This is a genomic window from Roseivirga sp. BDSF3-8 (genome assembly GCF_041449215.1).
In the GTDB taxonomy this organism is placed as follows: Bacteria; Bacteroidota; Bacteroidia; order Cytophagales; family Cyclobacteriaceae; genus JBGNFV01.
The window spans coordinates 4326692-4353432 of sequence record NZ_JBGNFV010000001.1; the positions used below are offsets into that span (position 1 = coordinate 4326692).

General features: G+C 47.1%; 33 protein-coding genes. 12 read left to right on the top strand and 21 right to left on the bottom strand.

Annotated elements, in window-relative coordinates:
* Positions 1 to 602: 602 nt before the first annotated feature.
* A complete protein-coding gene (locus AB9P05_RS17800; protein WP_371910190.1) occupies positions 603 to 812 on the top strand; it encodes a hypothetical protein in 210 nt (69 codons plus the stop codon).
* A gap of 33 nt (positions 813 to 845) precedes the next feature.
* On the opposite strand, the gene AB9P05_RS17805 is transcribed toward AB9P05_RS17800, so the two are convergent.
* From AB9P05_RS17805 to gwsG, 7 genes are all read right to left on the bottom strand, one after another.
* Entirely contained in the window at positions 846 to 1358 is a 513-nt protein-coding gene (locus tag AB9P05_RS17805; RefSeq protein WP_371910191.1) for a GNAT family N-acetyltransferase, read from the bottom strand.
* A gap of 565 nt (positions 1359 to 1923) precedes the next feature.
* Complete coding sequence (locus AB9P05_RS17810; protein WP_371910192.1) at positions 1924 to 3054, bottom strand: MBL fold metallo-hydrolase; 1131 nt, start codon at positions 3052 to 3054, stop codon at positions 1924 to 1926.
* A 178-nt stretch (positions 3055 to 3232) separates the two neighbouring features.
* Positions 3233 to 4444: an MFS transporter gene (locus tag AB9P05_RS17815; protein WP_371910193.1), complete on the bottom strand. Its 1212-nt coding sequence runs from the start codon at positions 4442 to 4444 to the stop codon at positions 3233 to 3235.
* 52 nt (positions 4445 to 4496) lie between these two features.
* Positions 4497 to 5081: a Crp/Fnr family transcriptional regulator gene (locus AB9P05_RS17820; RefSeq protein WP_371910194.1), complete on the bottom strand. Its 585-nt coding sequence runs from the start codon at positions 5079 to 5081 to the stop codon at positions 4497 to 4499.
* Positions 5082 to 5559: 478 nt separating this feature from the next.
* Positions 5560 to 6096 (bottom strand): DUF6624 domain-containing protein, encoded by a 537-nt coding sequence (locus tag AB9P05_RS17825; protein ID WP_371910195.1) that lies wholly within the window; start codon positions 6094 to 6096, stop codon positions 5560 to 5562.
* 87 nt (positions 6097 to 6183) lie between these two features.
* Positions 6184 to 7206 carry a grasp-with-spasm system SPASM domain peptide maturase gene (gwsS, locus tag AB9P05_RS17830; protein WP_371910196.1) on the bottom strand — a complete coding sequence of 341 codons (1023 nt, stop codon included), beginning with the start codon at positions 7204 to 7206 and terminating at the stop codon, positions 6184 to 6186.
* Between the two features lie 223 nt (positions 7207 to 7429).
* Positions 7430 to 8443: a grasp-with-spasm system ATP-grasp peptide maturase gene (gene gwsG / locus AB9P05_RS17835; RefSeq protein WP_371910197.1), complete on the bottom strand. Its 1014-nt coding sequence runs from the start codon at positions 8441 to 8443 to the stop codon at positions 7430 to 7432.
* Between the two features lie 623 nt (positions 8444 to 9066).
* Here gwsG and AB9P05_RS17840 point away from each other — a divergent pair.
* Positions 9067 to 9375: a transposase gene (locus AB9P05_RS17840; RefSeq protein ID WP_371909474.1), complete on the top strand. Its 309-nt coding sequence runs from the start codon at positions 9067 to 9069 to the stop codon at positions 9373 to 9375.
* Positions 9372 to 10319, top strand: coding sequence for an IS3 family transposase (locus AB9P05_RS17845; RefSeq protein WP_371910198.1), 948 nt, complete (start codon positions 9372 to 9374; stop codon positions 10317 to 10319). The genes AB9P05_RS17840 and AB9P05_RS17845 overlap by 4 nt, the downstream gene beginning before the upstream one ends.
* A gap of 777 nt (positions 10320 to 11096) precedes the next feature.
* Here the strand turns inward: AB9P05_RS17845 and AB9P05_RS17850 are convergent.
* A complete protein-coding gene (locus tag AB9P05_RS17850) occupies positions 11097 to 11696 on the bottom strand; it encodes a hypothetical protein (protein ID WP_371910199.1) in 600 nt (199 codons plus the stop codon).
* Between the two features lie 324 nt (positions 11697 to 12020).
* Between AB9P05_RS17850 and AB9P05_RS17855 the strand changes: the two genes are divergently transcribed.
* The 5 genes from AB9P05_RS17855 to AB9P05_RS17875 all read left to right on the top strand — a co-directional run bounded on the left by AB9P05_RS17855 (position 12021) and on the right by AB9P05_RS17875 (position 14646).
* Positions 12021 to 12224 (top strand): hypothetical protein, encoded by a 204-nt coding sequence (locus tag AB9P05_RS17855; RefSeq protein WP_371910200.1) that lies wholly within the window; start codon positions 12021 to 12023, stop codon positions 12222 to 12224.
* Positions 12208 to 12597, top strand: a complete 390-nt coding sequence (locus AB9P05_RS17860) for a hypothetical protein (RefSeq protein WP_371910201.1) — start codon at positions 12208 to 12210, stop codon at positions 12595 to 12597. The genes AB9P05_RS17855 and AB9P05_RS17860 overlap by 17 nt, the downstream gene beginning before the upstream one ends.
* A 6-nt stretch (positions 12598 to 12603) precedes the next feature.
* The gene (locus tag AB9P05_RS17865) at positions 12604 to 13425 is read left to right on the top strand and encodes a glycoside hydrolase family 25 protein (protein ID WP_371910202.1); all 822 of its coding nucleotides are present in this window, start codon (positions 12604 to 12606) and stop codon (positions 13423 to 13425) included.
* Positions 13426 to 13437: 12 nt separating this feature from the next.
* The gene (locus AB9P05_RS17870) at positions 13438 to 14289 is read left to right on the top strand and encodes a hypothetical protein (protein WP_371910203.1); all 852 of its coding nucleotides are present in this window, start codon (positions 13438 to 13440) and stop codon (positions 14287 to 14289) included.
* 105 nt (positions 14290 to 14394) lie between these two features.
* Entirely contained in the window at positions 14395 to 14646 is a 252-nt protein-coding gene (locus AB9P05_RS17875; RefSeq protein WP_371910204.1) for a hypothetical protein, read from the top strand.
* Here AB9P05_RS17875 and AB9P05_RS17880 read toward each other — a convergent pair.
* Complete coding sequence (locus AB9P05_RS17880; protein WP_371910205.1) at positions 14622 to 14849, bottom strand: hypothetical protein; 228 nt, start codon at positions 14847 to 14849, stop codon at positions 14622 to 14624. The genes AB9P05_RS17875 and AB9P05_RS17880 overlap by 25 nt on opposite strands.
* A gap of 94 nt (positions 14850 to 14943) precedes the next feature.
* On the opposite strand from AB9P05_RS17880, the gene AB9P05_RS17885 reads away from it, so the two are divergent.
* The 4 genes from AB9P05_RS17885 (at position 14944) to AB9P05_RS17900 (ending at position 17453) form a co-directional block, all read left to right on the top strand.
* Positions 14944 to 15522, top strand: coding sequence for a Crp/Fnr family transcriptional regulator (locus tag AB9P05_RS17885; protein WP_371910206.1), 579 nt, complete (start codon positions 14944 to 14946; stop codon positions 15520 to 15522).
* 145 nt (positions 15523 to 15667) lie between these two features.
* Positions 15668 to 16222: a YceI family protein gene (locus AB9P05_RS17890; protein ID WP_371910207.1), complete on the top strand. Its 555-nt coding sequence runs from the start codon at positions 15668 to 15670 to the stop codon at positions 16220 to 16222.
* 116 nt (positions 16223 to 16338) lie between these two features.
* Entirely contained in the window at positions 16339 to 16857 is a 519-nt protein-coding gene (locus AB9P05_RS17895; RefSeq protein ID WP_371910208.1) for a VOC family protein, read from the top strand.
* A 26-nt stretch (positions 16858 to 16883) separates the two neighbouring features.
* A complete protein-coding gene (locus AB9P05_RS17900) occupies positions 16884 to 17453 on the top strand; it encodes a YceI family protein (RefSeq protein ID WP_371910209.1) in 570 nt (189 codons plus the stop codon).
* A 5-nt stretch (positions 17454 to 17458) separates the two neighbouring features.
* Here the strand turns inward: AB9P05_RS17900 and AB9P05_RS17905 are convergent, their stop codons facing one another.
* The 12 genes from AB9P05_RS17905 to AB9P05_RS17960 all read right to left on the bottom strand — a co-directional run bounded on the left by AB9P05_RS17905 (position 17459) and on the right by AB9P05_RS17960 (position 26469).
* A complete protein-coding gene (locus tag AB9P05_RS17905) occupies positions 17459 to 17593 on the bottom strand; it encodes a hypothetical protein (protein WP_371910210.1) in 135 nt (44 codons plus the stop codon).
* 49 nt (positions 17594 to 17642) lie between these two features.
* The gene (locus tag AB9P05_RS17910) at positions 17643 to 18035 is read right to left on the bottom strand and encodes a RidA family protein (protein WP_371910211.1); all 393 of its coding nucleotides are present in this window, start codon (positions 18033 to 18035) and stop codon (positions 17643 to 17645) included.
* A 79-nt stretch (positions 18036 to 18114) separates the two neighbouring features.
* Positions 18115 to 18804, bottom strand: a complete 690-nt coding sequence (locus AB9P05_RS17915) for a helix-turn-helix transcriptional regulator (RefSeq protein WP_371910212.1) — start codon at positions 18802 to 18804, stop codon at positions 18115 to 18117.
* A gap of 75 nt (positions 18805 to 18879) precedes the next feature.
* Positions 18880 to 19278: a hypothetical protein gene (locus tag AB9P05_RS17920; protein ID WP_371910213.1), complete on the bottom strand. Its 399-nt coding sequence runs from the start codon at positions 19276 to 19278 to the stop codon at positions 18880 to 18882.
* Positions 19269 to 19814, bottom strand: coding sequence for a hypothetical protein (locus tag AB9P05_RS17925; RefSeq protein ID WP_371910214.1), 546 nt, complete (start codon positions 19812 to 19814; stop codon positions 19269 to 19271). Before AB9P05_RS17925 ends, AB9P05_RS17920 begins: the two co-directional genes overlap by 10 nt.
* Positions 19815 to 19857: 43 nt before the next feature.
* Complete coding sequence (gene mnmE / locus AB9P05_RS17930; RefSeq protein ID WP_371910215.1) at positions 19858 to 21240, bottom strand: tRNA uridine-5-carboxymethylaminomethyl(34) synthesis GTPase MnmE; 1383 nt, start codon at positions 21238 to 21240, stop codon at positions 19858 to 19860.
* Between the two features lie 57 nt (positions 21241 to 21297).
* Positions 21298 to 21792, bottom strand: a complete 495-nt coding sequence (locus AB9P05_RS17935; RefSeq protein ID WP_371910216.1) for a thioredoxin family protein — start codon at positions 21790 to 21792, stop codon at positions 21298 to 21300.
* Positions 21793 to 21885: 93 nt separating this feature from the next.
* Positions 21886 to 22803 (bottom strand): metal ABC transporter permease, encoded by a 918-nt coding sequence (locus AB9P05_RS17940; protein ID WP_371910217.1) that lies wholly within the window; start codon positions 22801 to 22803, stop codon positions 21886 to 21888.
* Positions 22800 to 24089: an iron chelate uptake ABC transporter family permease subunit gene (locus tag AB9P05_RS17945; RefSeq protein WP_371910218.1), complete on the bottom strand. Its 1290-nt coding sequence runs from the start codon at positions 24087 to 24089 to the stop codon at positions 22800 to 22802. Before AB9P05_RS17945 ends, AB9P05_RS17940 begins: the two co-directional genes overlap by 4 nt.
* Positions 24090 to 24091: 2 nt before the next feature.
* Positions 24092 to 24880: a metal ABC transporter ATP-binding protein gene (locus AB9P05_RS17950; protein WP_371910219.1), complete on the bottom strand. Its 789-nt coding sequence runs from the start codon at positions 24878 to 24880 to the stop codon at positions 24092 to 24094.
* Complete coding sequence (locus AB9P05_RS17955) at positions 24880 to 25806, bottom strand: metal ABC transporter solute-binding protein, Zn/Mn family (RefSeq protein ID WP_371910220.1); 927 nt, start codon at positions 25804 to 25806, stop codon at positions 24880 to 24882. The genes AB9P05_RS17950 and AB9P05_RS17955 overlap by 1 nt, the downstream gene beginning before the upstream one ends.
* A gap of 6 nt (positions 25807 to 25812) precedes the next feature.
* On the bottom strand, positions 25813 to 26469 hold the full coding sequence (locus AB9P05_RS17960; RefSeq protein ID WP_371910221.1) for a metal-dependent transcriptional regulator: 657 nt from the start codon (positions 26467 to 26469) through the stop codon (positions 25813 to 25815).
* Positions 26470 to 26741 lie beyond the last annotated feature (272 nt).

Below are 26741 nucleotides of genomic sequence, written 5' to 3' on the forward strand. Positions count from 1 at the left end.
TCTGATGGTATTTAACTTCACGGAAGATGAAGCTGCGTGCCTACGGCACTCAGGGTTACTTTGGCTTAATTAGACTACAAAGACGACGTCCCGATGGGACTGGGATGGGCTTAACGTCAGCAGTTGAGCACTTTTTAGAGTGGGTGCGGCCTGGCGCGTGCCTCTGGCAAAAGGTTGGCTCAGCCTAAGTAGTTTACCGAAATGGCGATCCCGCCCCTGGTTTTGGTGCTGTTATGACGTTACGTCATCATGGTGGTAGACGGAACAAGTCGCGATGAATCGCGCCTCTACAGGGGTGGATGGCGAACTAGGGTCTACTACGACAGCCCCGTTATTCAATAATTGTGTGAATCTGTTATTCAATTATTGTAGCATTCACTCATTCTTGCATTCAACATTCACTCATTAGTACTCTCTGACATCCCCCGACCCCGCCCCTGGTTGGTAAATTTCTTCGAAATTTATCCAACCGGTCCCCTTCAGTCAGCTGACTGATGGGGAATTTCTTTACTGCTAGCTAATTACAGGTCATTACATCCTTAGCTTGACGGCATGCCATGGAGTGGGGAACGGTTTTGTTGCTGTTATGACGTTTCGCCAGTATGGTGGTAGACGGAACAAGTCGCGATGAATCGCGCCTCTACGGGGGGGATGGCGAACTAGGGTCTAGTACGACAGCCCTGTTATTCAATAATTCTGTGAATCTGTTATTCAAAATCAGTTTTCTGCCAGACGGAACAAGTCGCGATGAATCGCGCCTCTACAGGGGGGATGGCGAACTAGGGTACTACGACAGCTCTATTATTGAATAATTGTGTGAATCTGTTATTCGATTATTGTGGCATTCACTCATTAATAATGACCTTCTCCATCTGCACATTACAGCGCTTATAGAGTCCGTCCTTATGCTCTATTTCTGTGAAGCCTAACTTTTTGTAAAGGGAAATGGCAGGTTCAAGCTTAGAATTGCTTACGAGGAAAATCTTTTTAGCCCCCAGGGACTTAGCTTTTTCTATTATTGCCTGGCCTAGTATTTTGCCAATGCCTTTGCCCTGAGCGGATGGATCTACGGCCATTTTCGCGAGTTCATAGTCGTACCCTTTTTCGTTTTTTACTACGAGGGCACAGACCCCGACGGGCTTATCTCTCTCTAATGCCACCAGTATGTGTCCGCCTTTATCCAGTATATACTTTTCCGGCTCTTCCAGCATCCGCTGGTCAGTTTCCTCCATCTCAAAGTATTCGTTTATCCAGCGTTCATTCAGCGATTTGAAGGCGGATTGATATGCGGAAGTATAGGCTACTATCTGTAGGTCATCAGACTTGCCAGGGGTGATTAAATATGCTTCTTGTCTCATTATTAACAGCCTTATATGATTCTATATGATTAAATTTAATGATAAGGTTGAGAATTCCAGAGCTGGCATCCTGCAAATAGCGAGTGAAACTCACTTATAATGCCCTTCTGCCAGACGGCACAAGTCGCGATGAATCGCGCCTCTACAGGGGGGATGGCGAACTAGGGTCTACTACGACAGCTCTATTATTCAATTATTGTGGCATTCACTCATTCTTGCATTCATTATTCACTCATTAGTAGTCTCTGACATCCCCCGACCCCGCCCCTGGTTGGTAAATTTCTTCGAAATTTATCCAACCGGTCCCCTTCAGTCAGCTGACTGATGGGGAATTTCAGTACTGCTAGGTAATTACAGGTCATTGCATCCTTAGCTTGACGGCTATGTTATGGGGTGGGGAATGGTTTTGGTACAATTATGACGTTTCGCCAGTATGGTGGTAGACGGCACAAGTGGCGATGAATCGCGCCTCTACAGGGTGGATGGCGAGCTAGGGTCTAGTACGACAGCCACCTTATTCAATAATTCTATTAATCTATTATTCAATTATTGTAGCATTCACTCATTATTTCACATCCTCCCACCAGGGATCGAAGGTCTGATCGGGGTCGTTGAGGTCTACCACTTCGCCTATGCGTGGTGTTACCAGCGGAAAGCCGTAGGCTTCATTCAGTTCTGTCACGTGCCTCATGGGTTGGTCCCAAGGGTGCATAGCGAGTACAAACTTGGCGTTGTGCACGGGGAATACCCGCTTTGCCTGCAGGTCGGTAGCCGCTTTCAGCAGTTGAGGGGGCAGCATGTGTATGGCCTCCCAGGCTTCGTTATATTGTCCGTTTTCCAGTATGGCGAGGTCCACGGGGCCGAATTTCTCGCCTGTCTCCGCAAAGTGGGTGTCATAGCCACTGTCGCCGCCTATGTAGATCTTTAGCGAAGGGGTTTCCAGTACATAGGCCTGCCACAAGGTGTTATTTCGCTTGAAGGTCCTGCCTGAAAAGTGTCTTGAGGGCACCGTGTGCACCCTGAAGCCTTCTGCCAGCTCCACGGTTTCGTGCCAGTTCTTTTCAATCAGCTTATCTGCGGGGTAGCCCCAATGCTCGAAGTGCGATCCGACACCCAGGCCGCATATAACGGCCCCTACTTTGTCTTTTAGCTTCAGGATGGTCTCATAGTCCAGGTGGTCATAGTGGTCGTGGCTTATGAAGAGGTAATCTATCGGCGGCAGGTCATCCACCCCATAGGTATTTGCGCCTTCAAATGCCTTTACAGAGCCGGGCACGGGGGAGGCGTTGCCGCTGAAGACGGGGTCTACCAGAAAGCGCATGCCGTCTATTTGCATATAGTAGGATGAGTGGCCGAACCATACCAGCACATTCTCTCCGGCAGGTAGCTTCTCCAGGTCAGTACCTACATTTGGTATCGGGCCCTCGGGCTTGCGGCGGGGATGGTCTTTAAATAGTTGCTTGTACAATATGCCGCCCATAGAGTGCCCTTCGGTAAGGGTGGGGGTATGGTGTATGTTTTGAAACTGTCCGTCGCGGTAGTTGTCGGACTGTTCGATAAGCTGCTGGCGGTTACCGTCGGGGCTTTTACCAAATTTTGCTAAGCGCATGTATAGGAATATGAATAGAGTGAGCACAAGTATGAGGGCCAGCATCCAAAGGAGTGCTTTTTTCAGAACCCGTAGAAATCGCTTCACGATGATATAAGTAAATGATCAGACTAAATGCCCCGCTTTGGCAGGGCCTTTTTTAGCATACGGTTTTATCTGCCCTTACGATACGTATTTGAGACATGTCCGATAACTTTCCCCAAAATATCCTCACTGCTAAGGTTTGCAGCAGGCCTTAGTCTTCATTTTAGCCTATCTGCCTGTTTCAGCCATTTTTCATTCGCAGCCATATTATGCCTCCCGAGGCCATGGTGAGTACGGCTATTGCCCCCATAGAGGCGCTAAGGCCCAGCCAGGTAGCTACCAGACCGGTAATAAGTGCCCCTGCGGCGTAGCCCAGGTCCCGCCAGAGCCGAAAGATACCTATGCTTTTGGCGCGCTGGGCCGGGTGGCTGTGTGCTGCTATGGCTGCCAGAAAGGTAGGGTACACCACCGCAGTGCCCGCGCCCAGCAGGGTGCTCAGCAGTACAAATGCCAGGTAGCTTTGCGCAAAGGCCATGGCCAGCAGGGTAAGGCCCTGCAGCAGCATGCCCATGAAGAGCAGGCGCTTTTTAGGGTATATGTCTGCCAGCTTTCCGGTTACCAACTGTCCAAGCCCCCACACGGCGGGGTAAAAGGCCACGACCTGGGCGGTTTCTGCCAGGGTAAATCCCTTGGCTGTCAGCAGCAGGGGCAGGAGCCCCCATACCATGCCATCATTGAGGTTATTTACGAGCCCCGCCTGCGTTACCGCGCCCAGATTTCTGTTACGCCAGGTAGTATCCCAAAATACTTCCTTCAACCTGGCCATGCCCGTGCTCTCAGCTTCCTGCTTCACATGCGCTGCGGTGTCTTTCACGAAAAAGATACTGCTCAGCAGCCCCGTAAGGGCAAAGCCTAGGCCGAGGTAAAAGGGGTAGGGGCGCAGCCCGTATTCGGAGGCTATCCATCCTGACAGAAAGGCTACTGCGCCCACTGCCAGGTAGCCTGCGGACTCATTAAGCCCCATGGCCAGGCCGCGGTCCTTTTCACCGGCCAGGTCTATTTTCATTACTACGGTACTGGACCACGCCAGCCCCTGGTTTATGCCCAGCAGCACATTGGCTGCCACCACCCAGTGCCAGTGGGGGGCATAGATCAGTAGGAGGGGCACTGGCAGGCCAAAGAGCCAGCCCCACACCAGGAGCCGCTTGCGGCCCAGGGCATTGGCCCATGTCCCTGCCATGTAGTTCGTGAGCGCCTTCGCCACTCCAAACACGCCTATAAAGGACAGCACGGCCGTGCCTGCGGCCACCCCGTAGTCCGCTTCGGCTATGAGGGGCAACAGGGTACGCTCCAGGCCCACCATAGCCCCTACAAAGGCATTGATCACCACCAGCAGGGTAAACTGCCGCCAGTTCTCCTTCAGCCCCCGCCTTACCTGCTTTTCCCTTAACATACGGCAAAGCACGGAAGCGGGGACGCCGCATCCTTTTACATATGATAAAAAATCAGGCCAGGCTGCTACGTATCCGGCTCAGGCTTACCTGCGTTATGCCGAGGTAGGAGGCGACATGCTTGAGGGGGATGGTTTGCACCACCTCCGGCGATTTTTCCAGCAGGCTGCGGTAGCGCTCCTCTGCCGTGCTAAACTGCAGATCCTCCAGCCGGTGCAGGGCCTCCACATAGGAGCGCTCCACCATCTTGCGAAACAGCCGCTCTATGCTGTGGTGCACATCGAACAGGGCATAAAGGGGCCCCGCAGGTATGGCCACAAAAGCCGTGTCCGTTACCGCCTGTATTGCCTTCTGGCTCGCCTGGCCGGTAAACAGGCTCTCTGCGCGTATGATCATGTCATGGGCAAAGGCAAAGTACTCGGTCACGTCACGGCCCTCCTTGTAGTAGTAGATGCGCGCTGCGCCCTCCTGCACAAAGTAGATGGTGCGGCAGGTCTGCCCTATGTGCTGCAAATCCTCATTTTTACCTACCTTTACTACCTCACACAGGGCCGCTATGGCCTCTTCTTCCGTTTCCGACAGTGACTGGATGGTGCCCAGGTGCCTAAGCAGGCTTTTCGTATTAGCAGGTATGGTCATAAGGAGCGGCTTTTTGCGTCTTCCCACAAAAGTACAAAAAATAGCCCTTTAGGGTTATCCACATTACCCCAGAGGATACCCACGGGATACCCATACCATACCCATAGGGTGGGTATACAGTGCATAAAGAAAAAGTGCAAAAATACGAAGAGCGTAACAGGCTACAGAGAATAGGAAGGGGAGGGGATGGACATGGGGCAGATATGCCGTTTTATCCCTCACGCAAAGCACCGGATTTCTTCACTGCTAGCTCCCATGATAATTGAGGTGGGTGAAGTGGAGGCTTCCCCTAAAGGTTCTAGGGTGCCGGCAAATCTTACCTACTAATACATCATTCTATCAGGAACTGCTTTAATTGACGTATTGCTTACGATATGCAATTTGGAAGAAGGGTATTATTGTTCTCTTTAATAATTTTTTAAAGGCGATTTTTGTGTAGTTTCAATAGGGATTAGAATAAAAAGGGCCGCATTTATGTCTAATAACATTTCTGGGAAATATTGGAATTCAAGCTATCTAAAACGCTACTTGCCTGCTTAAGATAATGTACTAGAGAATCTAACCCCATACTTAACCTTCGGGAATTAACGTTTATGCTATCTTCAATAGGTTTTGGGTAATAACAATTATCTATCAATTTTAGCTGAGTACCATATACTTGCTTTTTCCCCTGATTAATTCTAACCCTATCAGTTAAATAGGCATAATCTTCTTTAAGGACATTGTTGCCTGAAAGGCCTTTTTCCATTCGATTCAAAACAGAAATTTGAAATTCAGGATTATTATCACAATGCTGTACTACTAACCAAAATTGATGAGAATGTTTTTGGGAAACTTTATTCAGATAAGGAAAGCCACAGTCATAAAATATTTCTTCAACGAAAAAGCAATTTTCGTGAGTTAGACTATCACGAATATAATTTAATTTGGCTTTTGATATTATATTGAAATTTTCGATATAAAACTTCTGAATATTCTGATCATTTAGGTAGGCACTCTCTATCTTACTCACCATAGTTTCCTGACAATTTATTTCTTGAGAGAAAATTACAGTACAGAATTGTACGATAAATAGAGTTATCGGGAAAAACATTCTTCCAGGTTAATTAAACGGGTTGTCACTAGGATTAGACCATTCAGCATTGTATGGGTCATAACTACACTTAGAAGGTTTTGCGTACTTCTCATTATCAATAGTGAAAGCTCTGCAATCAGTACAGATATAACGGAACTCACAATCCTGACAAACAGCTATCTGATCCTTATTTATCAACCAAAATTCTCTCAAGGATTCATCAACCACTGCATCTAGAAGGCTTATTTCGTTAATATGTCCAGATTTGTAGGGGGTTGATGGACAGTTTCGTATAAATCCATCAATATCAACGGAGATTTTACCTAATAGACATGAGTTTCCATGCAAGGCCTCCTTAAAGTGATCAATATTTATTGAAAAATTCGCAGGATAAACAATACCGCAATGTTGAGAAGAGCTTATCTTTTCTACAGTATAGAAAATAGGAGTATCGAATTTTTGAATTGTTTTATTTTCAGGAGCAGAATACACTGTAAGAAAGTTAATTCTTTCGTGTGCTTCGAATAGTTTGTTATAGTCAAAACCTTTTGAATAAGGCATTATGATATCTATATGCTTTATTCTAGAATCGAGAGATGGCCTCAAATCTTCAATTAAATCATCAACTGTGATGTTGATTGTGAAATATCTCAATTGTACTGACTTACAACCTAAATCGTTTAATTCTTTAAAAATCTTTTCAAAGGGGTGACAGGAATTTTCATCTATGTCTATTATTGAATTTTCAATTTTATAGGGTGACTTCCAACTAAAGTCTATGGAGGGGAAAAGTTCAGGTTCAAGGGTTGTAAACGCTAGTTCATTATCAATAAGAAATTTAAAATATTCATCAATTTCATTGTCATATTCATTGTCATACAATGACTTGATTTCTTTGGTGTTTTTTCCTCTATAATCGTGTAATATATCATATAGAGTGTTTGGTATAAGTTGAAATGAATTGCGTTGTAAATCACAAATCGCACTTCGGCTGGCACCTTTTACGGGTATGCAATTACTAAAGAGCAGAACTGACTTACTATCATCCATTCTTTAAATTCCTTTTTATTATTTGTGAAATGGGCTTATGATAAGAAATGCAGTAGTATGAATTATCCTTATAAAAGGAAGACTGAACAGCTTTTCGCTTTACTCCTGACTTATTTAAGGGGACGAGTTTGTAAAATGTAGACGGTATAAATTGCACACTATCAGGAGGTATTTTATTAAGTAATTGGTTGTAAATGTCTTTACTTTCCATGATTCAATATTGTTAGTTGATGTTATTACCAGCTACAAGGTATTCCGCTACAATTTCCTCTAAATAATAATTGCAAGGGTTTGAGACCATTCCAAACTGTCCTATAGGGTTAACTTCTAAAAAAACATACCTTCCATCAGAAGCTTTAATGAGGTCGATAGAACCGCAGTTTAAATCTAATGCCATCATCAATGAATGTAACTTTTCCTCTATCCCGGCTGGGATTTTGAAAGGTATATTTCTATTGGGCTTATCAAAATTATAATTACGAAAATCTGTGGTGGTTTTCTGATCTGACTGACTGAAAATAGCCATTGAATAGAACTTGCCTTCTAGATAAAATGACCTTATTTCAAACTCCTTTTCTATTTTCTCCTGGAAAAATGAAGGAAAGAACTCTGTGGGCATAGATTTTATATCCTCTATACTAAATGTGGAAGTATATAAGGCAAAAGGTATGCTGTTTACAGAAAGACCCGCAAAGTCTTGTATGCTTTTCGTAATTATAGAGTCAAATTTTTCACTGAATTGTAACAGGTGTTTTCTAGAAGATGTAACGATCGTTGATGGTATATTTAAATTTAAATTACTGGCTATTCTTAATTGATTTAATTTATTTGGAGAGGTGTTACTCTCTTTATTAAGAGACCTGTCACATGCATAGGAGTCAGTTATAGCTTCTTTGATGGCGAAAAAGTCCTTGTAAAGTGTAGATCTTATCTGATGATTTAGATGAATGTCATTTGTTAAACCATAAGCTTTGTCGATGAAGTCAATTCCCCCCCAACGTCTATACCACGTTGATTTGATTTCATTTGGATTGACCTCAGAATCTTCATCTTCATCTTCAAATTTCAAAATAAGCCCTTCACCATTCATACTAATTTGATATGAATGCGAATTATCAAAGTCTGATCCATTTAATCTTTTGAATGGTGTGTTTTTAGACCATATCCAATCTATAACTATATTGGTTGAATATTCTCCTTCAGAACAACTAAATATCAATACCATATACATTGACATAAATAGACACGTTGATTTCTCAACGTGTCATACTTTTAAAATTTAGATGTAGACTATTGCACTCTGGTTACGTCCTCCGCATCTAATTTGGCTTGTTCACCGGTAGAATAAATCCCAGTAATATCTCCTCCAGTCAATTTGGACAAGTCAGAGATAGTGTAAGATTGAAACTTGTTGATGTTTAAGCTTTCGAACTTTTTCATAATATTCTAAAGTTTGTGTTAGGTGAAATAAATTTCAAGAAATTAATCATTGGTTTTATTCTTTTCAAGGAAAAAATGATTTATATTTTAGCGTTTAAGGCCTCTATGCTTTTTTAAGTGCCTTGTTTTTCCTTGATATTTTTTAGATATCTATAATTAAGATTTATTTTTTATTGCTTATTTCTATTAGTGTAGTTTGTCTTTTTATTTTTGGAATCAACACAAAATCTTAAGTTTAATTAAATTGGAATATAAAAACAGTAAAGTTGCCATAAACAGCATATTTATATACGGTGACTCGGCCCTAGAAGAAAAGTAATGCGCCTGCTTTGTTACCGATATGGTTGCTAATTTCTTCTTAGCCCCCTAAATAACTGGACAATGAATTCTACAAGTTAACTTTACTAACTTGTATCTCAAATGAAACGAAGACACTGGACCGCTGAACAGAAGCTTCAGATTCTTTTAGAAGCAGAAAAGGAAGGCATTACAGCCACCATCCGCAAGCACGGTATCTATAGCAATACTTTCTATCAATGGAAGGAAAAGTATGATACTGGTGGCATAGATGCCCTAGCCAGCAAGCATTATAAAGTAGACCCTGAGCTTAAGCGCTTGCAAAAGGAAAACCAGCAGTTAAAAGAGATGCTGGCTGAAAAAGAGCTGGCCCTGCGCATTAAAGAAGAGCTTTTAAAAAAAAGCACTGCCAAAAAGCGTACAGGCTCATGATTGCTCAAAAGTATATTAACCTGGGTTATGCTACATATAAAGTGCTGCCTTTATGTGGCCTGAGTAGAAGCTCTTATTACTATCAATCTAAGACAGGCAAGAGAGGGCGTAAAGTAAGCCAACATACCCTGAGCCATGATGGTATTCTTTACAGCAATGCCTATGTGCTGGAGCGGATCGAATGGCTCTTAAGCCAGGAGTTTATTGATTATGGTTATGAGAAGGTAGCGGCCTGGTTGAAAAACACCGAAAGGCTCGTTATCAACGAGAAAAAAGTTTATCGGCTCATGAAGCAGGCTCGCTTGCTCAGTCAGCGCATTAGGCGCAACAAACGTGGCAAACGCATTGCTCAGGATCTTCTTCCTAGCCCGGAAGCAGCTTTTCAATGCCTGCAGACCGATATCAAGTATATCTATATTCACGGTCAGCATCGTAATGCGCTGCTAATTACCGTATTGGATGTATACTCCCGGGGAGTATTAGGCTACAGGTTGGCCTGGAGCGTGACCAAGCACCAGGTGATCGAACTAATGAAAGAAATACTTTACCATTACCAGTTACCTGAAAAAGCAACCTTACGAACCGATAACGGTAGTCAGTTTGAGGCAGGGCTGTTTCGGGAATACCTAAAGGAAATGGCCATCGAGCATGAGTTCACGCATGTAGCTACACCGCAGGAGAACTGCTATATTGAGTCCTTTCATTCCATCATAGAAAGCGCCGTATGCTCAAAATATGAGTTCGAGGACCTGCAGGAAGCAAAGGAGACCTTCAATCGCTTTATGAACTTTTACAACCACGAGCGTCTACATGGCAGCCTTGGAAAACAAGCGCCCAGTCAGTTCCTTAAAAGAACAAACAGCGCCAAGAAACTACGTAACTTGCCACTGGAACAGACAACAGATGGTAAGCTAAAACTAACAACTCAACTTGTAGAATCTTAGTCCTATTTTTAAGGGGTTAGGACAATTTTTATTTCTTAGTATAGGTGAGTCCAATTAAACTTACTCTGCTCTGTATCATTGATAATGCTGTTAAAGGGACAACAAACCACCCTGGTAGTTTGAGCAGGGGTCTTAAAGCTAATCTAATAACTATCTATGAACTCAGACTGAGTTTCTTGTGCTATACAGGCTACGTTCCTATGTAACTGGCCTAGCTTAAGGCTCAGGCATTAAAAGCGCTGAATACACCTTGCCTACAACTATTTCATCACTGGGTTGGAGCAATACTACAGTAGAAGCATTAGCTAACTGCCCATTAGGAAATGCTGCAAAAGGCATTTCAAAACACGCAAGTATTCCCCTTCGCCTGCAAATGAGGAGGCGGAGCAGTACCTTAACCGGGAAGGTGGTAGATGCAGTAAGGCTGATCGGGCTGGCAGGGCTGACATCGGGGGATGTCAGTGCAGAGGTTCCTGTAAAACCCTTCAACACCTGCACACCTACACCAGGCAAATTTGTACAATACCGTGACGGCTTGCCCATTTCTTGGGGTATCTCTCCTTCGTCTATCCTTACTTATAAGATTCGGATGGCTTGTTTTTTGTGCTTTTCTAATATCCGGGAAAATGTGATAAGCCACGGATTGGTGTATGCGTGAGGGATAGAACGGCCTGTTTGAGCCCCCGGGGGGAGTAGTCTGTCGAAAAACGGATAAATTTTAGCCCGACCGGCCGCTGCGTTAGCAGACCGGGCGGTGACCACACCTTTTGAGTCTCCTTATCTGTAGCTGGTCCAGTTACGGTCGCGTATGCGCTGCTCGTGCTCCCTGATCAGTTCCGCCCACCGGATGTCATTGGTTTCGCTTACGATCTGTCCTGCCTGCACGGCGGCATTCAGTGCCTCATCGTATTCGCCGTTGAGGTAGAGAAACCAGGCGTATTTATCCCAGGTGATGTAGTCGGTGGCCAGTTCGTGGTTCCAGTTGATATTGAGTACCTGGTAGCGCTCATGGGTAGGCATGGTGTAAAAGGCGAGGGCCAGCCCGATGCTGATGCCGACGGGCCAGAGCTTATTAAACTGCTTTTTCTTAACACCCATATAGAGGGCGACGAGGGTGAGCGCTATGGCGACGGCCAATAGGATATACTGGCCGGGCAGGAACTTGATGACCACAAACAAAAAGGCGGCCCAGGCCCCTGTGGTCAGGTTAAGAAGCGGGTAGAGCCTGTTGCGCCTGATAGCCAGGGAAACGAGGCTCAGCAGCAGTATGCCGGCGAGGCCGACAAGCATAATGACGGCATTATAATGTATATGAAAAAACTTAAGGGCAAACCCTGTAAGGAAAACCAGGTAGGAGAGGGCCAGCAGGACTTTCATGCGTGTAACGGGCTTGGGTAATGGCTATGGCTAAAGGATAAATCTATCAGTTTTTTTCCATTTGCCGGTTATGGAAGGTTGCTTTTTCTGGTGGCAGGCTGTGGTGTGCCGCTAAGAATATACCTGCCGGTATTAACCAATACACCTGCATTTATCACAAAAATACCTATAAAAAGCACAAGGCCGGGTTGAAGGCTTTGTATTATAGCGAGGTGATTTTAGGTATCATTGGCCATTGAGGATGAACGCGTTATAGCGATGCCCCGATAGGGTGCAGATACGTGCTCATTTTCCTGAAGAATTACAGGCTGTAACCGGCTTCTGATGACTGAAAAAGAAATAATAAACCAGGCCGTGCCTCTAGGTGAGGTATGGAGAGCCTTATGGGCCTTTCCTCTAATAAGCAAAGGAGTGTCACACCTTGCCTGTGTAAGGGAAAGGCTGATTAAGCACTATGCTGTGGCGGATACCTGTGCCGGTTATCTTTTCTCCCATTATACTATTAAAGGCTATGGATATGCTAAGTGATCTATGCATGCGCCTCTTTAAGCACATACTGCCGCCTAACGAGCTGCGGTATATGCTGGCGCACTGGTTTGGGAAGTCCCGCGAGGAGATACGCGAGCAGATGCTGAGGCATGGCTTTGTGGCCCGGATACAGGAAAAGCCTGCGCCGGTAACTGAGGCACCACAGGTACCGGATGACGGGGCTGTGCCTGCCTGGGTGGTGGATGAATTGAACCACCGCCTGCAACAAAAAGGGCTGGGGGCCGGCGAGATTCGTAAGGTGCTGGCCTACGCAGGCATGCGGCCGGAGGAAACGGACCACCTGCCAGGTGAGGCGGCCGAAGAAAGTAATGCCTACTCTATCTTTAAAAATACCCTGAAGGGTGTGGTATAACGTGATATGAAGACCTTTAATACTTACCTCGTTCTGGTGCTGCTACTGATAGCGTCCGCCAGCCTTAACATCTACCAGTGGCTGAGTGACGGAGCTGTGGCACCGGGTACGGCCCAGCCTGTAAAAGAGGCGGCTACTACGACGGCACAGGCTCATACCATGCCTGAACCCAAGCCCCAGCCTGCTGCGGGTGCGGGGGTATCGCTGCAGCAAGCAGAAAGGACGCTAGGCTGCGACCTGTCTCACTGGGACGGGGACGTGAACTGGATAGACCTGAAAAAGGCGAATGTGGAATTTGTATTCGTGAAGGCGACGCAGGGGGATACGTATGTGGACCCTAAGTTTGAAGAGAACTGGGTAACGTCTAAAAACTATGGGATGCACCGGGGGGCGTATCACTTCTTTCAGCCGGGCAGCGATGCGAAAGCGCAGGCGGAGCACTTTCTCTCGACTGTAAAGCATACGAAGGGGGACATAGTGCCGGTGCTGGATATAGAGATTGCGCATGGGGTGGACCCGGAGCAGCTGACAAGGGATGTGAAACTGTGGGTGGATATAGTGGAGAAGGCAATAGGCCGCTACCCGATCATATACACGGACCGCAGCTTTTGGGATAAGAACATCACGGAGGACTTCAGCCACTGCCCGCTGTGGCTGGCGGAGTGGGAGAGTGCGCATGCGCCGTACCTGCCTAAGGGGTGGAAGAACTGGGCCTTCTGGCAATATACGCAGACAGGATATGTAAACGGTGTGAAAGCGGGTACTAAGGTGGACCTGAACCACTTTAACGGCACGGTAGGCTCGCTTCGTCATTACATGCTTAATTAACCGGGCGCTGCCATGATGAAACCTAAGGTGTTCCGATGGGTGTGCATCCCTCTGCTACTGTTTGCCTGGTTTAACCCGCTGGTAGACGGTACGCTGGCTACGCTGGGGCAGGACGCAGCCAATGCGCTGGAAAGCCTGGCGCTACTGGAGAGCCTCTACCTGCTGGCGGAGTCTGGTGCGAGTGTGAAACTGCCGCTGGTCTCGGGCACATTTGAGGGGGCGGCAGAAACGCTTCAGCAGGCGATTCAATACCTTTCGGTAGCGAATATTGCGATAGCGGTAAACCTGCTGCTGGCTAAGCTGGCGCATGCCAAGGGGCTGCTGGTCCTGCTGGTGCTTGCCTGGGTGGCTTCCTTCTGGAAGAGGCACCAGACGCTGTTTTATAAGGTGCTGATGATTGGCTTTCTGCTCAACCCGGGGCTGGACATTTATACTTATTTTATCAATAGCCTGGACGCGGAGGTGCAACTGGATGCGCAGGATAGGCTGCACCAGGAGATAACGCTGGTGCATAATGATTATGTGCAGAAGGAGGAAATGCGGAAGAAGGAGCTACAGGCCCGTAAGGAGAAGCAACTGGCTAAGGACAAGGAAAAAGGCAAGGACCACCTGACCCTGGTGCAGAAGGTGGAGGATACGGTGACCGGGGTGGCGGAGTCGGGGGTGGTGCACCTGGCGGAAGACTACCGGCTTACTAAAAAGGCGATAAAGTTTGCGGCCAGTAAGGCGCTGGAGCTGGTACTGAATGCCTTTACGTCTATCCTTTTTATGTATATTCTGCTGCCGCTGGGCTACCTGTATGTTGCCTATAAGTTCATAGAGTACCTCTTTGAGGGGGGCAGCGTACTGGAAAAGGCCTCTTAGGTTCTGCCTGGATGGGGTGGCGCTGGCAGAGTATTTGGCAGCCAGGTTTGGCTGCCCGCTATAAGTACTTAACTTAGCGGGCATTATTGGCTTAACAGACACACTATGTTTGACGGACCTGGCTTCCCCGGCTCATTGGAAGAAGATGTATTTGAAACCTGGCTGGAAGAGGGCCGGGACAGTAAGATGAGCTATGCCTATATGCTGGTAATATGGGACGCGTATGACAATGCGTATAAGCCGATGTATGTAGAGGAGAGGGCCAAAATAAGCCGCTACGAGAAGTACCCCGAAGCGACAGGCCGCGAAGCCCTGGTGGCTGCCTACGACCTCTACTCTGAGTCGCGGGTGGGCTGACCCGGTCGGGCTGACCCGGTCGGGCTGACCTGGTCGGGCTGACCTGGTTCCCCTTCTGTTCTCTGCTCCCCTGCATTGATTGCCTCAAAGCGAAACAATACAGGGGCTTTTTGCGAGTACATAAAAGAACCGTCGCCCTCTTTGCCTTTGCCTCTGCCACCATGATTTACCTGCCGGTAGCAAGGAAGTAGCCTGCTTCCCATTCCCTACTACCGTGCAGGTGATAAATGAAGGGCATGAAGCAGCATTGGGGCTATGAATAGGCGTAAAGATTTATAAATTTGGGCCTGTAATATCATGTACGATCACCTCTACACTTATATCACATCCAAAATCAGCATCGATGATGAGGATTTTGAGGAAATAAAGAAGGCCTTTGCCCCTCAGAAGCTACGCAAACGGCAGTATCTGCTGCAGGAGGGGCAAGTGGCAAGGCATACTGCTTTTGTGGTAAAAGGTCTACTGCGCCAATACATGGTGGATGAGAAGGGCCATGAGCACATTACCCAGTTTGCTATAGAAAACTGGTGGATAGGTGACCGCGAAAGCCTGGCCAACCAAACACCCTCGGCCTTTAATATTGATGCGCTGGAGGATAGTGACCTTTTGCTTATTACTCAGGAAGAGATGGTCTCCCTAGAGAAGAAGGTGCCGGCCTTTAAAGACCTTATCGGGCTTATAAAAGAAAGGCGCGCATTTTTTGCTCAGAAGCGGGTGGTCAGCGCCCTTAGCTATACGGCTGAGCAGAAGTACCAGCAGTTTGTAGAAACCTACCCCCAGATTATGCAGCGTGTACCCCAGCACATGATCGCTTCCTACCTGGGCATAACGCCGGAAACACTAAGCCGCCTGCGAGCTAAGGCAGCCAAAAAATAGCGTGCTACAAGCGTGTAAAGTGCAAGGCTCTTGATCTGGATCAAGGGCCTTTCTTGATTTATGTCAATGCGTGGGCCTGTCCATATGAGGATATTTGTATCAGTTATTCAGAAATAAAAATTCAAACGCTTAGATAATCTTAATTATGGACACATTAAATCAGGTTCAGACACAGACAAAATGGGTAAGTGACCCCGCACACAGCGAACTGACCTTTAAAGTAAGGCACCTCATGATCAGCAATGTGAAAGGTGAATTCACAGACTTTCAGGTAGAAATGACCTCAAACGGTGACGACCTGACTGCAGCCGAGGTACAGGTAAAAATCAATGCCGGATCTGTCTCTACTAACAATGCGGACAGGGATAACCACCTGAAAGCAGAAGACTTTTTTGATGTGGCAAATCATCCGGAACTAAGCTTTACATCAAATGCAGTTCAAAAAGTAGATGATGAAACCTATAAGGTGAAAGGTAACCTGACCATCAAAGGGGTAAGTAAAGAGGTGGTGCTGGACGCTGAGTTTGGAGGATATGTTACAGACCCTTATGGCAACGAGAAAGCTGGCTTCTCTATCAGCGGAAAGATCAACCGCAAGGAGTTTGGCCTGAACTGGAATGCCGCACTGGAGACGGGTGGGGTTATGGTAGGCGACGAGGTAAAGCTCAACGCTGAAGTGCAGTTAGTGAAGCAGTCATAAGGCGCTCCGGGTACACCGGCAGGCATTTCTTTTGTGTATTAAAACAGGGCTCAGATATAGAAGGATACCTGCCGGTGAATACCCGGTGGAGCTAATGAATTACTCTTTATCTGATTATGATGGAAACTGCAGAAGGAAACAGAAGTGACCAGGAATATACCGTACCACCACAAACCCGCATAGGGCATGTGCACCTGAAGGTTTCAGACCTTGAAAAGGCGCTGACCTTTTACAGGGATATACTGGGGTTTGAGGTAATTATGATGTACGGGGACGAGGCCGCCTTTCTTTCTGCCGGTGGCTACCACCATCATATCGGACTGAACACCTGGCGTAGCAAGGATGCTCCGCCGGCTTCCAGGGAAGGGGTAGGGCTGTTTCACGCGGCTATCGTGTACCCTGAGAGGAGAGACCTTGCTGCCGCCCTCGTCCGGATACAGCAGGCGGGCTATCCTGTCGGGGGCGCTTCAGACCATGGCGTTTCAGAAGCGATCTACCTGAGGGACCCTGATGATAATGGCATAGAGCTGTACTGGGACAGGCCCAGGGAAAGCTGGCCATATAACGATAAGGGCGAGCTGGAGATGTACACGAGGCCCCTTGATGTTCAGTCACTTCTCGCAACACTTAACTAATCATCCTGATTCAGCATATAATCGATATGAAAAGACTGTTAATATTTTTTATACTACTGACATGTTCAGTAAGCGTTTTTGCTCAGACAGAATGGAAAATAGACCCCTATCATTCATCTATTAACTTTACTATTGAGCATTCCGGCATTAGTATGGTCAGTGGTAAATTTACCGAGTACTCGGGAGAGCTCACCACAAAAGGGGAGACCCTTGAGAATGCCCGGTTTGACTTTACTGTGCAGGTGGAAAGCATCAACACAGGCGTGGATCAAAGGGATAACCACTTGCGTAGCGGTGACTTTTTTGAGGCTGATGCCCACCCTACTATGTCCTTTGAGAGTACGCGTATAGAGAAAACAGATGACCCTGAGCACTATAAGCTATATGGTAACCTTACCATAAAAGGTGTAACTAAGGAGGTGGTTGCTGACCTGTACTATGGAGGAACAGCCACTACGGACCAGGGCGAAAAAATGGGCATGAGAGCAGAAGCGACCATTAACCGCTTTGACTATGGCATCGACTATGACCCGACAGCGGCAGGTATAGGCAAAGAGGTGCATATTGTCACTCACCTGCAGTTTGTTAAGCAATAAGCTTACTATACCCGTCCGGCGATAGCAATACTTGCTGCTGGCATAATATGGATGGTAAAGCTGATTATTAGTGGCCGGTCGTAGCTTCGCTGCGTGCCGGCCACTGTATTGTGCTTTTTCAAAAGAAGGGTTTTTCCCATTCAGGTGCCTACGATTAAGTCTGGGAAATGAATATTATTATTGCAATGGTTATCTGACTACGGTAGCTTCAAGTTCAACTGTAAGCGTGGCAAAAAGTCCTTTTACTTCAAGCAAAGTAGTAGCCTGCTTTATTCCATGTTTTTTAAGAAATGGAACGTATACATCCATGCAAGTTGTAAAAAAGTCCTGTGTGGAGGTGGTATAGATATTGAGTTTGACAATGTTTCTGCAGTCGTATCCGGCTTCAGCGATTAAATGTTCTAAGTTAGTAATGGTTTGAATCAGTTGTGAGCGCATGTCTTCACTACTTGGTATTCCATTTTCATCCAATGCTACCTGACCAGAGCAGTACAAGGTGCCCTCTGCATGTTTAACTTCTACCGCCTGGGCCGAATTTGTGCTTTCTCCCCATGCCCATGGATCAATTGTCCTTTTTTCCATAATGAATTTGCTTTGTTTTTTAAATGTGAAGCAAAATTACATGGGGTGGTGACAGCCCTATGTCAGGGGTCTCGATGGGTCAGTGAAATTTTTCAAAAAACTCCTGAAGTGTCATGTTATGAGGTTCAAACTTTTCATCAAGAACCATAAGGTTGGAAATTCTATCAAGACGGAAATATCTAAAACTCCTGCGTAGCCGACACCAACCCACTAACAGCCAGTTCTCCGTGCTTAAAATGGCAAAGGGTTCGATGATACGCTCCGTTTCCTCCTTTTGATTGTTGGTATATTGAATGTTAACGGCAAGAAAATTTGTCAATGCATACTGAAGGGAAGAAAGATTATTGCTTGTTCTTTCTCTGCTGATGTTCTCAGCGTAGCGTGTCCGTGCTAAAAGCAAATTGGCTTTATCTTTCGTTTCATATCTTAAGACTGCCTTTACTTTATCTATAGCATCAGAATAATCCTGAATAAGTGATGCGTCTTTATTTTTTAAGATAAGTTGCTCCGCTACAATCAGCGCATTGGCCTCTTTTTCTGTGAACATCACAGGGGCTAGCCTGTAATGATCCATCAAATAGTAACCTTTGCCCTCTTCGGTAAGTATGGGAATACCAGCATTTTCTAAAGCACGAATATCCCGGTAAATTGTACGAATGCTAACCTGAAACTTAGAGGCAAGTTCAGTAGAGGTTACTAACCTTTTAGTCTGTAACTGTGTGAGAATAGCTGTAAGTCTTGAGATCCGTTTGGTATCATTCGTATCCATATGCTATCATAAAGATAGCAAATTGATCTTGCCGGAAGACAGGATCTCGTAACCAACGCAATGAGAGGTAATGTGCTAGCGCTTTTTGATACGCTCCCATAGGGCCAGTCCGCCCAGAGAAACCATAAGTGCGATACAGGCGGCTGTACCAAGCCCGCCACCAAACCCGGTAAAAAAGTGGCTGGCATGCAGGTATAAGAAGCCAAATATGCCTCCAGCTAAGCCCATAAGTATAAAATGGCTTAGCACTTCGGCGGAAACCATGCCTATAAAGGAGGCCCCTATGAATACATAGGGGATGGTAGCAGATAGCTCCTGTGAGACGGGCATGGGGAGGTAGTGAAACAATAACGCCACAAGGAGGGACAGCCCGGCAGAAGACCTGACGGGCCCTTGTCTGAGGTGATGACTCACAAAAAATGTGGACGTACTACCGATAATACCCGTGATAATCACGCCAAGCGTTAGTGCCATAGCCATTCGATAAGGAGTACAACAAGGAATACGCCCCCAAAGGCAATCGTACCCAACTTGCCCCCATAGCCGTTAAATATGTTTTTTGAAGCCACTAAAAGCAGGCCCGCCGCCGCTCCGGCAAGCAAAATAAAGGTATAGCCGGGTAACACGGCAGGGCTGGTCATGCCTACAAAGGCACCACAGTAAATGGCAGAAGGTGCTGAGCGAACCCATGCCTTCTTAATTAACGAGGGTAGGAAAGAGGCCGCCACGCCCACTACGCCTACGGCAATCACGGTGCCGGTTATCGTACTCAGCCAGTAGGTTAGTACGGCACCAAATGCCACGTAGCCCACCAGCCAGATGTCCTGCCACAGGTGGTCATGGGTGTGCCGGGTAATATTGCGCCAGGCAATCACTATTGAGACGCCTATGAAGGCCAGCATTGACAATACTACCGGCAGGTTAGTCTTCTCCATCACGATGGCTCCGAGGAAAGCCACCTGCAGAAGGAATATAACCGCCATTGATGCTCGTGCGGTATGCTTTTTCATGGACTATACAAAGCTTCCCAAGTCCTGGTTTGGTAGTGAGTAATCACTTTCCGATACAGAACTTGCTAAAGATATTTCCAAGGATTTCGTCAGTAGAAACTTCGCCCGTGATGCTGCCAAGGTGATGCAGACTCTGGCGTATGTCCAGCGCAAGGAAGTCATTGGTGATGCCGCCGTCGAGGCCCTCGAGCACATCTTCCAGGCTTTTGCGGGTTTCCAGCAGGCTCTCGTAGTGGCGGGTGTTCGTGACAATGGTATTGCCTGTTTTGAACTTATCCAGGTTCACTGTTTCCAGTAGTTTCTCCTGTAGCTGCTCGATGTTCTCACCTGTTTTGGCTGAAATGAACACCATGCCCGGCTCATTTTCCAGTGTCTCGCGCAGTTCCGGCTGGGCGGTATCCAGCTTGTTACCCACTTTCAGGAAAGGTATGCCCAGGTTTTCAAGCTTATTAATGTCCCGGCGGATCTCCGTGATACTGTCTTGCTCCAGGTCAAACATATAGATGATCAGGCTGGCCTGCTGCATCTTCTGGCGCGTCCGCTCCACGCCTATACTCTCGATCTTATCCGTGGTTTCACGCAGCCCCGCGGTATCAATGAAGCGAAAGCTCACTCCCTGGATGATCATTTCATCCTCGATAAAGTCCCGCGTGGTGCCCGCTATGTCAGACACAATGGCTTTTTCCTCCTGTAGCATGGCATTCAGCAGGGTGCTTTTGCCCGCATTGGGCTTGCCCGCGATGACGGTGGGCACCCCGTTTTTGATCACATTACCTACATCAAAGCTATCGATCAGGCGATTGATCACTTTCAGCAACTCGCGTATGAGCTCTTCAAGGTCTTCCCGGCTGGCAAACTCCACGTCTTCCTCGCTAAAGTCCAGCTCCAGTTCGATCATGCTGGCAAAATGCACCAGTTTTTCTCTCAGGCGGCTTATCTCATCGCTAAAGCCACCCCGCATCTGATCCAGTGCGGCACGGTGCGCGGCCTCATTATCCGAAGCAATAAGATCTGCTATCGCCTCTGCCTGGGCCAGGTCAAAAGCCCCGTTCATAAAGGCCCGTTTGGTGAATTCACCGGGGCGGGCATGGCGCGCGCCTCTGCGAATGATTAATTTGAGTATCTCACGGATGATAAAGTTAGAACCGTGGCAACTGATCTCTACCACATTCTCTTTCGTGAATGACTTCGGGGCTACGAATAGCGACACGACTACTTCATCAAGTATCTTTTCACCGTCGCGAATGGTACCGAAATGCAGCGTATGGGTGTCCTGCTTTTCAAGGTCTTTTCCCTTGAAAATACCATTGACCAGCGATATGGCCTCATTACCCGATACTCTTATAACGGCAATAGCCCCCGACCCCTGAGGGGTAGCGAGGGCTACTATAGTGTCGTCGTTGCCGACCAGCAATTCCTGCTTCAAATCTCTTTAGTTTCTGATTTTAAGGCTTTTGTGTAGATAGCTGTTTGAGGAAAAACCTTATTCCTGCTCTTCGGATTCTTCGGCTGGTACGTTGAATTTCTCCAGCATATTCTTAAAGTCATCTGCTGTACGATAGCCAGGTACGGGCTGGAAGTTTTTGAAATCTTCCTGCATGAACACGATGGTAGGGTAGGAGCGTACCTGCAACTGGCGGGCTATTTCACGCTCAGTCAGTTCCACATCACCCAGGTTCATTATGCGGTCGCTCTCGGCGTTGAGCTTTACAGCGTAGTAGTTATCATTAGCATATTCGGCCACTTCCTCATCAGAAAAAGTGTCCTTATCCATTTTTTTACACCAGCCGCACCAGTTGGTATATACATCGATGAATATCTTTCTGGGTTCTTCCTGGTTTTTGCGGTATGCTTCCTCCAGTGTGAGCCACTCGATTTTCTTATCATCTTCTTTTGGGGCATCACTTTCTGTAGCAAAAGAGGCTGCAGTGGCAAAAAGGGCAAAAGCCGCTATAACGAATATTTTAAGATTCTTCATATTTAAAGTCGTTCCTTTCCTATCGATAACGTAAATATACTTTAATAAATTCTATTGCCACAGAGGCTATCCGGTCAAAAACCTACATCCATGTTACCGTCCGGACGTAAGCTTTTCTTTTCTTACTTTTTCAGCACCCTTTCTCATGCGGCGCTGCCTGAACACCACTCCATGAGAGGGAGAGAACAGGAAAGCCAGCATAAAGAGCAGGCCTGCAGCGGATGCCATGGCACCTGCAATACTGCCATTGAGCCAGACCGCCAGGTAATAGCCCGAAACCGAAATGGCGACTCCTACTCCGGCAGCTATCCACAGCATAGTGCGGAAGTTATCTGTAAGCAAATAAGCCGTGGCCGCCGGTGCAATCAGGAAAGCCACTACCAGTATAGCACCTACTGACTCAAAGGAGGCAATAGTGGTAAGTGAAACGGCTCCCATAAGTATATAGTGCCATAGGGCAGCCGAGATACCGAGTGCTGTGGCAAAAGCCGGATCGAACGTAGTCAGATACAGCTCCTTGTAGAATAGCAAAATCCCTGCCACAACCACCAGCAGAAGGCCGCCAGTGATAAAAAGTGCCCTGGGCCCTATGATGGTGCCATCGTCCAGGATCCACAAATCAATAGGCACATAGGCAATCTCTCCGTACAGCACACACTCCTGGTCCAGATCTACCTGACCGGCATACACACTTATCAATATGACGCCAAGGGCAAAAAACCAGGTAAATGTTACTCCTATAGATGCATCGGTCTGCAGACGGGCCTTTTTATGAAAAAACTCGATTAAAAAAGTGGTCAGCAGCCCGATCAGCCCTGCACCGATCAACATGACCAGCGTATCGCGTGAACCGCTCACCAGGAAGGCGAGAACAATACCCGGCAGCACTGCATGTGAAATAGCATCACCCACCATAGCCATACGGCGCAGGATCAGGTAGCAGCCCAGCAAGCCGCAGGACACTGCCACGAAAGAGCCGGTGAGCATAATTTGCCAGTCTGCACTACTCATGATAATGGTATTTTTGAGCTATGAGGGTCTTTCTCAGGAAAATCCAGCTTTTCCATTAGGCGCTTTTCCAACTCCGGCGTAATCACATGTTCTATGGTTTCCGCGTCCTCATGCACATGATCAGGCGCTATATTGAGGTATTGTGTGAGGTAAAGCTCCCACAGACGATGCAGGCGCACCACCCGGCGGCTCTTATTGAAACCTACGTTTGTCAATTCATAATTGTTTTTTATTTGCCTCAAATACCCGTGTCGCACCAGCCTTTTCAGTATATAGATAAGCGTACCTTTAGGGTAGCGGCGTCTTTCGCGAATCTCATCACTGGTACGGCTGGCCTTCCAGTCTTCAGCGTCTTCGCCCAGCAGGTAAAAAGTCTTAAGAATATTCTCTTCCAGCATTTGTAACCTGTTTCTGCGCTGGCGGAACATCCTGGGCAGTATCCCTTTGACCGGGGATAGAAAAAAAGATACTAAGGCGATGGTACTAAGCACAATTACTGTCCACGGACCCGTAGGCATGGAAGGGGCCGTGTAGCTTATATATGCCCCGGCCAGCCCGCTAAAGGCACCGAAAATTGCCGCCAGCAATGCCATTACTTTAATATTGTCAGTCCAGAACTTGGCTGCAGCGGCCGGCGTGATCAGCATGGCTGCCATAAGCACCACTCCAACAGCTTGAATACCAACTACAACGGCCAGTACAGTAAGCGTAGTAAGAAGGAAATCCATAAACCGCACAGGCACCCCTGAGCTGGCCGCAAACTGAGGGTCGAAAGCGATCAGCTCCAGTTCTTTGAAGAATAGCAGTATGGTTAAGAGTAAAAGGCCTGCTACAATGCCGAACACGAGTACATCCTGCCCTACGAGCGCTGCCGCCTGGCCGAATAGAAAACTATCCAGCCCGGACTGCCCTGCCGCCCCGGATTGCTGAATGATGGTAAGCAGTAATATGCCTATACCAAAAAATACACTTAAAATTAACCCAATGGCAGCGTCTTCTTTGATCCGGCTATGCCTCACGATCAGGTCTATAAGCAGAAGGGAAAGCCAGCCGGTGGCGGATGCCCCGATGATGAGATAGACCGGATTTTTGACCCCGGTCAGCATAAAACTCAAGCAAATACCCGGCAGAATGGCGTGCGCTACAGCATCACCTACCAGGGCTTTTTTCTTGAGGAAAGTAAAGGTACCCACCAGCGCAGAGGAAGCCCCTAACAATACGGTGCCAATGGCTACATACCGTACATTAGGATCTGAGAATGAAAGGAATTCAATGAGTGTTTCCATGGCTACTTGTCCCTTGACGGAAACTGCGATTGCTTCATCAGTTCACTTACCTCAGTGAGCAATGTAAGTCTGCCACCGTAGGTTTCTTCCAGCAGGGCAGGGGTGAAGGCCTCATCTACCGGCCCGCTAGCTACCAGGCGCATGTTCAGTAAGATGACCCAGTCAAAGTAAGTGCTTACCGACTGCAGATCATGGTGCACCACCACTACCGTTTTGTTTTCACGCGACATTTCCTTAAGTAAAGTTATAATCGCTTTTTCGGTAGCTGCGTCCACCCCGGCAAAAGGTTCGTCCATGAAGTAGAGGTCTGCTTCCTGAGCTAAGGCCCGTGCCAGAAACACCCGCTGTTGCTGTCCACCGGAAAGCTGGCTGATCTGCCTTTTGGCAAAATTTTCCATGCCTACTTTACGCAAGCATTCCATGGCCATCTCCTTGTCTGCTTTTCTCGGGCTTCGCATCAGGCCTATCTTAGCATACCTGCCCATGAGTACCACATCCATGGCCGAAGCAGGAAAGTCCCAGTCAACGGATTCACGCTGAGGTACGTAACTTATTTTTTGCCTGACATCGTCCAGTGGCTGGTCAAATAATTTGATAAATCCGCTACTAGCAGGAACGAGGCCCATTATGGCTTTGATGAGCGTGCTTTTTCCCGCTCCGTTAGGCCCCACTATTCCTACCAGCGAGCCGGCCGGCAAGGAGACATCCACTCCCCACAGTACCGGTTTGCGGTGATAGCTCACCGTAAGATCGTGCACTTCCAGAATGGGATTTTCTACCTGGCGTATCATTATTTCAGTGAGTTTACAATTGTGTTCACATTTGTGCGCACCATCCCAAGGTAAGTTCCGGCCGCTGTGTCATCCGGGCCCATTGCATCCGAGTACAAGCTGCCACCTATTTTGACAATGTGCCCTCTCTCTCTGGCCCCTTTCACTACGGCATTGATTGCTTTTTCAGAAACGGACGTTTCTACAAATACTGCCTTGATTTTATTTTCAGTAATAAACTCTGCGAGGTTTTGTACATCCCTCACGCCGTATTCACTAAGGGTGCTGATGCCCTGCAGTCCGCGTACCTCTATATTATATGCGTTGCCAAAATAGTGGAAGGCATCATGTGCTGTGATCAGCACCCGCTGGCTGGAAGGGATCTGCCTGACCTTTCGGCGGGTTTCTTCGTGTACATCTTCCATCCGGGCGCGGTACGCCTCCCAGTTTTTCCGGTAGTATTCCGCATTAGCCGTATCCTGCCCCACCAAAAAATTCACTGCGTTTTCCATAGCTGCCTGCCAGAGAGAAACATCAAACCAGATGTGCGGATCAAATGCATCCTGATACCCCGGCGCATGGAGCAATCTTGAAGTGTCCACACTTTCTGCCACCGCAAAAACCGGCTTTTGTCTCGCCAGCTTTTCCAGTACTTCACCCATTTTTCCTTCGAGGTGCAGGCCATTATAAAATATCATGTCTGCACCGGTCAGTTTTTTCAGGTCTCCCTGCGACGCCTTATATACATGTGGATCTACACCGGGGCCCATGATTTCTGTAACGGTGGCTGAATCTCCCGCTACTTCGCGAAGCACATCTGCGATCATACCCGTGGTGGTTACCACCTTCAGCTTACCCGGTTTACCGTCTTGCTGATTTTCATTATCCCCGCAGGCGGTTAACAGAATAGCTATAAGTATCAGCCCGCTAAAAAATTTTAGTTGCATAAAAAATTATTCCGTGATGAGAAGGTTTGCTGAAACCTCCCTCGATACAAAAATCTGTTTCTTTCCGTCGAGCTCTATTTCCATCGATCCGTCGAACTCCACCCGGTCCTTAACTTTCACCCGGGCCCCGAGGTAAGCACCTACTTTATCCAGGTATTGAAGAAAGGCGGCACTGCTGTCTTTGACTGCCACAATCTTGCCTGTCTCTCCAACCTCCAGGTCACTGAGCGGCGACTGTTCCTTTTCCGAAAACTCTCCGTTCTCATCCGGAATCGGATCTCCATGAGGATCATATTTCGGGTACCCCAGAAACTCATCCAACTGGTGGATGAGTAGAGGTGACTGAATGTGCTCCAACTGTTCCGCTACTTCGTGTACCTCGTCCCAATTGAATTTTAATTTCTCTACCAGAAATACCTCCCAAAGTCGATGTTTTCTGATCACTAAAAGTGCCACTTTTCTTCCCGCCACCGTTAGACTCACTCCCTGGTACTTTCGATAGGAGACGAGCTCCTTGGCAGAAAGTTTTCGCAGCATGTCACTGACGGATGCCGGCTTCGTGTTTAGCCGATCTGATATCGCGTTCGTCGTCACCTTTCCTTCTCCTTCGGTGGACAAATGGTAAATCGCTTTGAGATAATTCTCTTCCGCTAGACTGGGCATTCCTTTTTAAAAATTCTACGTCTGAAAATAGAGCAAGTTCAGGTAAACCTAAAAATATGTTTCGATAAAACCAAAAGCTGACACACTGTCAGGTTGGTTTGCTAAAAATTATAGTAAATTAGCGTGACTTAAAATAAGTTTAGGTTAGCCTAAATTTAATACCCAAACAATATTCGGTTGTAATATATAGGTTATAGATTTTGTCTATAACTATCTTGTTAAATAAGTTAAATAGCTGTAAATCAGATATTTAATAAGTTTGTTGTGAAGTG

Bases quoted from the DNA above. Each gene is read 5' to 3' on its own strand.
- AB9P05_RS17800 (WP_371910190.1), top strand. From the start codon at position 603: ATGGTGGTAGACGGAACAAGTCGCGATGAATCGCGCCTCTACGGGGGG.
- AB9P05_RS17805 (WP_371910191.1), bottom strand. From the start codon at position 1,358: ATGAGACAAGAAGCATATTTAATCACCCCTGGCAAGTCTGATGACCTA.
- AB9P05_RS17815 (WP_371910193.1), bottom strand. From the start codon at position 4,444: ATGTTAAGGGAAAAGCAGGTAAGGCGGGGGCTGAAGGAGAACTGGCGG.
- AB9P05_RS17820 (WP_371910194.1), bottom strand. From the start codon at position 5,081: ATGACCATACCTGCTAATACGAAAAGCCTGCTTAGGCACCTGGGCACC.
- AB9P05_RS17825 (WP_371910195.1), bottom strand. From the start codon at position 6,096: ATGGTGAGTAAGATAGAGAGTGCCTACCTAAATGATCAGAATATTCAG.
- gwsS (WP_371910196.1), bottom strand. From the start codon at position 7,206: ATGGATGATAGTAAGTCAGTTCTGCTCTTTAGTAATTGCATACCCGTA.
- gwsG (WP_371910197.1), bottom strand. From the start codon at position 8,443: ATGTCAATGTATATGGTATTGATATTTAGTTGTTCTGAAGGAGAATAT.
- AB9P05_RS17840 (WP_371909474.1), top strand. From the start codon at position 9,067: ATGAAACGAAGACACTGGACCGCTGAACAGAAGCTTCAGATTCTTTTA.
- AB9P05_RS17845 (WP_371910198.1), top strand. From the start codon at position 9,372: ATGATTGCTCAAAAGTATATTAACCTGGGTTATGCTACATATAAAGTG.
- AB9P05_RS17850 (WP_371910199.1), bottom strand. From the start codon at position 11,696: ATGAAAGTCCTGCTGGCCCTCTCCTACCTGGTTTTCCTTACAGGGTTT.
- AB9P05_RS17855 (WP_371910200.1), top strand. From the start codon at position 12,021: ATGACTGAAAAAGAAATAATAAACCAGGCCGTGCCTCTAGGTGAGGTA.
- AB9P05_RS17860 (WP_371910201.1), top strand. From the start codon at position 12,208: ATGGATATGCTAAGTGATCTATGCATGCGCCTCTTTAAGCACATACTG.
- AB9P05_RS17865 (WP_371910202.1), top strand. From the start codon at position 12,604: ATGAAGACCTTTAATACTTACCTCGTTCTGGTGCTGCTACTGATAGCG.
- AB9P05_RS17870 (WP_371910203.1), top strand. From the start codon at position 13,438: ATGATGAAACCTAAGGTGTTCCGATGGGTGTGCATCCCTCTGCTACTG.
- AB9P05_RS17875 (WP_371910204.1), top strand. From the start codon at position 14,395: ATGTTTGACGGACCTGGCTTCCCCGGCTCATTGGAAGAAGATGTATTT.
- AB9P05_RS17880 (WP_371910205.1), bottom strand. From the start codon at position 14,849: ATGGGAAGCAGGCTACTTCCTTGCTACCGGCAGGTAAATCATGGTGGC.
- AB9P05_RS17885 (WP_371910206.1), top strand. From the start codon at position 14,944: ATGTACGATCACCTCTACACTTATATCACATCCAAAATCAGCATCGAT.
- AB9P05_RS17890 (WP_371910207.1), top strand. From the start codon at position 15,668: ATGGACACATTAAATCAGGTTCAGACACAGACAAAATGGGTAAGTGAC.
- AB9P05_RS17895 (WP_371910208.1), top strand. From the start codon at position 16,339: ATGATGGAAACTGCAGAAGGAAACAGAAGTGACCAGGAATATACCGTA.
- AB9P05_RS17900 (WP_371910209.1), top strand. From the start codon at position 16,884: ATGAAAAGACTGTTAATATTTTTTATACTACTGACATGTTCAGTAAGC.
- AB9P05_RS17905 (WP_371910210.1), bottom strand. From the start codon at position 17,593: ATGGGAAAAACCCTTCTTTTGAAAAAGCACAATACAGTGGCCGGCACG.
- AB9P05_RS17910 (WP_371910211.1), bottom strand. From the start codon at position 18,035: ATGGAAAAAAGGACAATTGATCCATGGGCATGGGGAGAAAGCACAAAT.
- AB9P05_RS17915 (WP_371910212.1), bottom strand. From the start codon at position 18,804: ATGGATACGAATGATACCAAACGGATCTCAAGACTTACAGCTATTCTC.
- AB9P05_RS17920 (WP_371910213.1), bottom strand. From the start codon at position 19,278: ATGGCACTAACGCTTGGCGTGATTATCACGGGTATTATCGGTAGTACG.
- AB9P05_RS17925 (WP_371910214.1), bottom strand. From the start codon at position 19,814: ATGAAAAAGCATACCGCACGAGCATCAATGGCGGTTATATTCCTTCTG.
- AB9P05_RS17935 (WP_371910216.1), bottom strand. From the start codon at position 21,792: ATGAAGAATCTTAAAATATTCGTTATAGCGGCTTTTGCCCTTTTTGCC.
- AB9P05_RS17940 (WP_371910217.1), bottom strand. From the start codon at position 22,803: ATGAGTAGTGCAGACTGGCAAATTATGCTCACCGGCTCTTTCGTGGCA.
- AB9P05_RS17945 (WP_371910218.1), bottom strand. From the start codon at position 24,089: ATGGAAACACTCATTGAATTCCTTTCATTCTCAGATCCTAATGTACGG.
- AB9P05_RS17950 (WP_371910219.1), bottom strand. From the start codon at position 24,880: ATGATACGCCAGGTAGAAAATCCCATTCTGGAAGTGCACGATCTTACG.
- AB9P05_RS17955 (WP_371910220.1), bottom strand. From the start codon at position 25,806: ATGCAACTAAAATTTTTTAGCGGGCTGATACTTATAGCTATTCTGTTA.
- AB9P05_RS17960 (WP_371910221.1), bottom strand. From the start codon at position 26,469: ATGCCCAGTCTAGCGGAAGAGAATTATCTCAAAGCGATTTACCATTTG.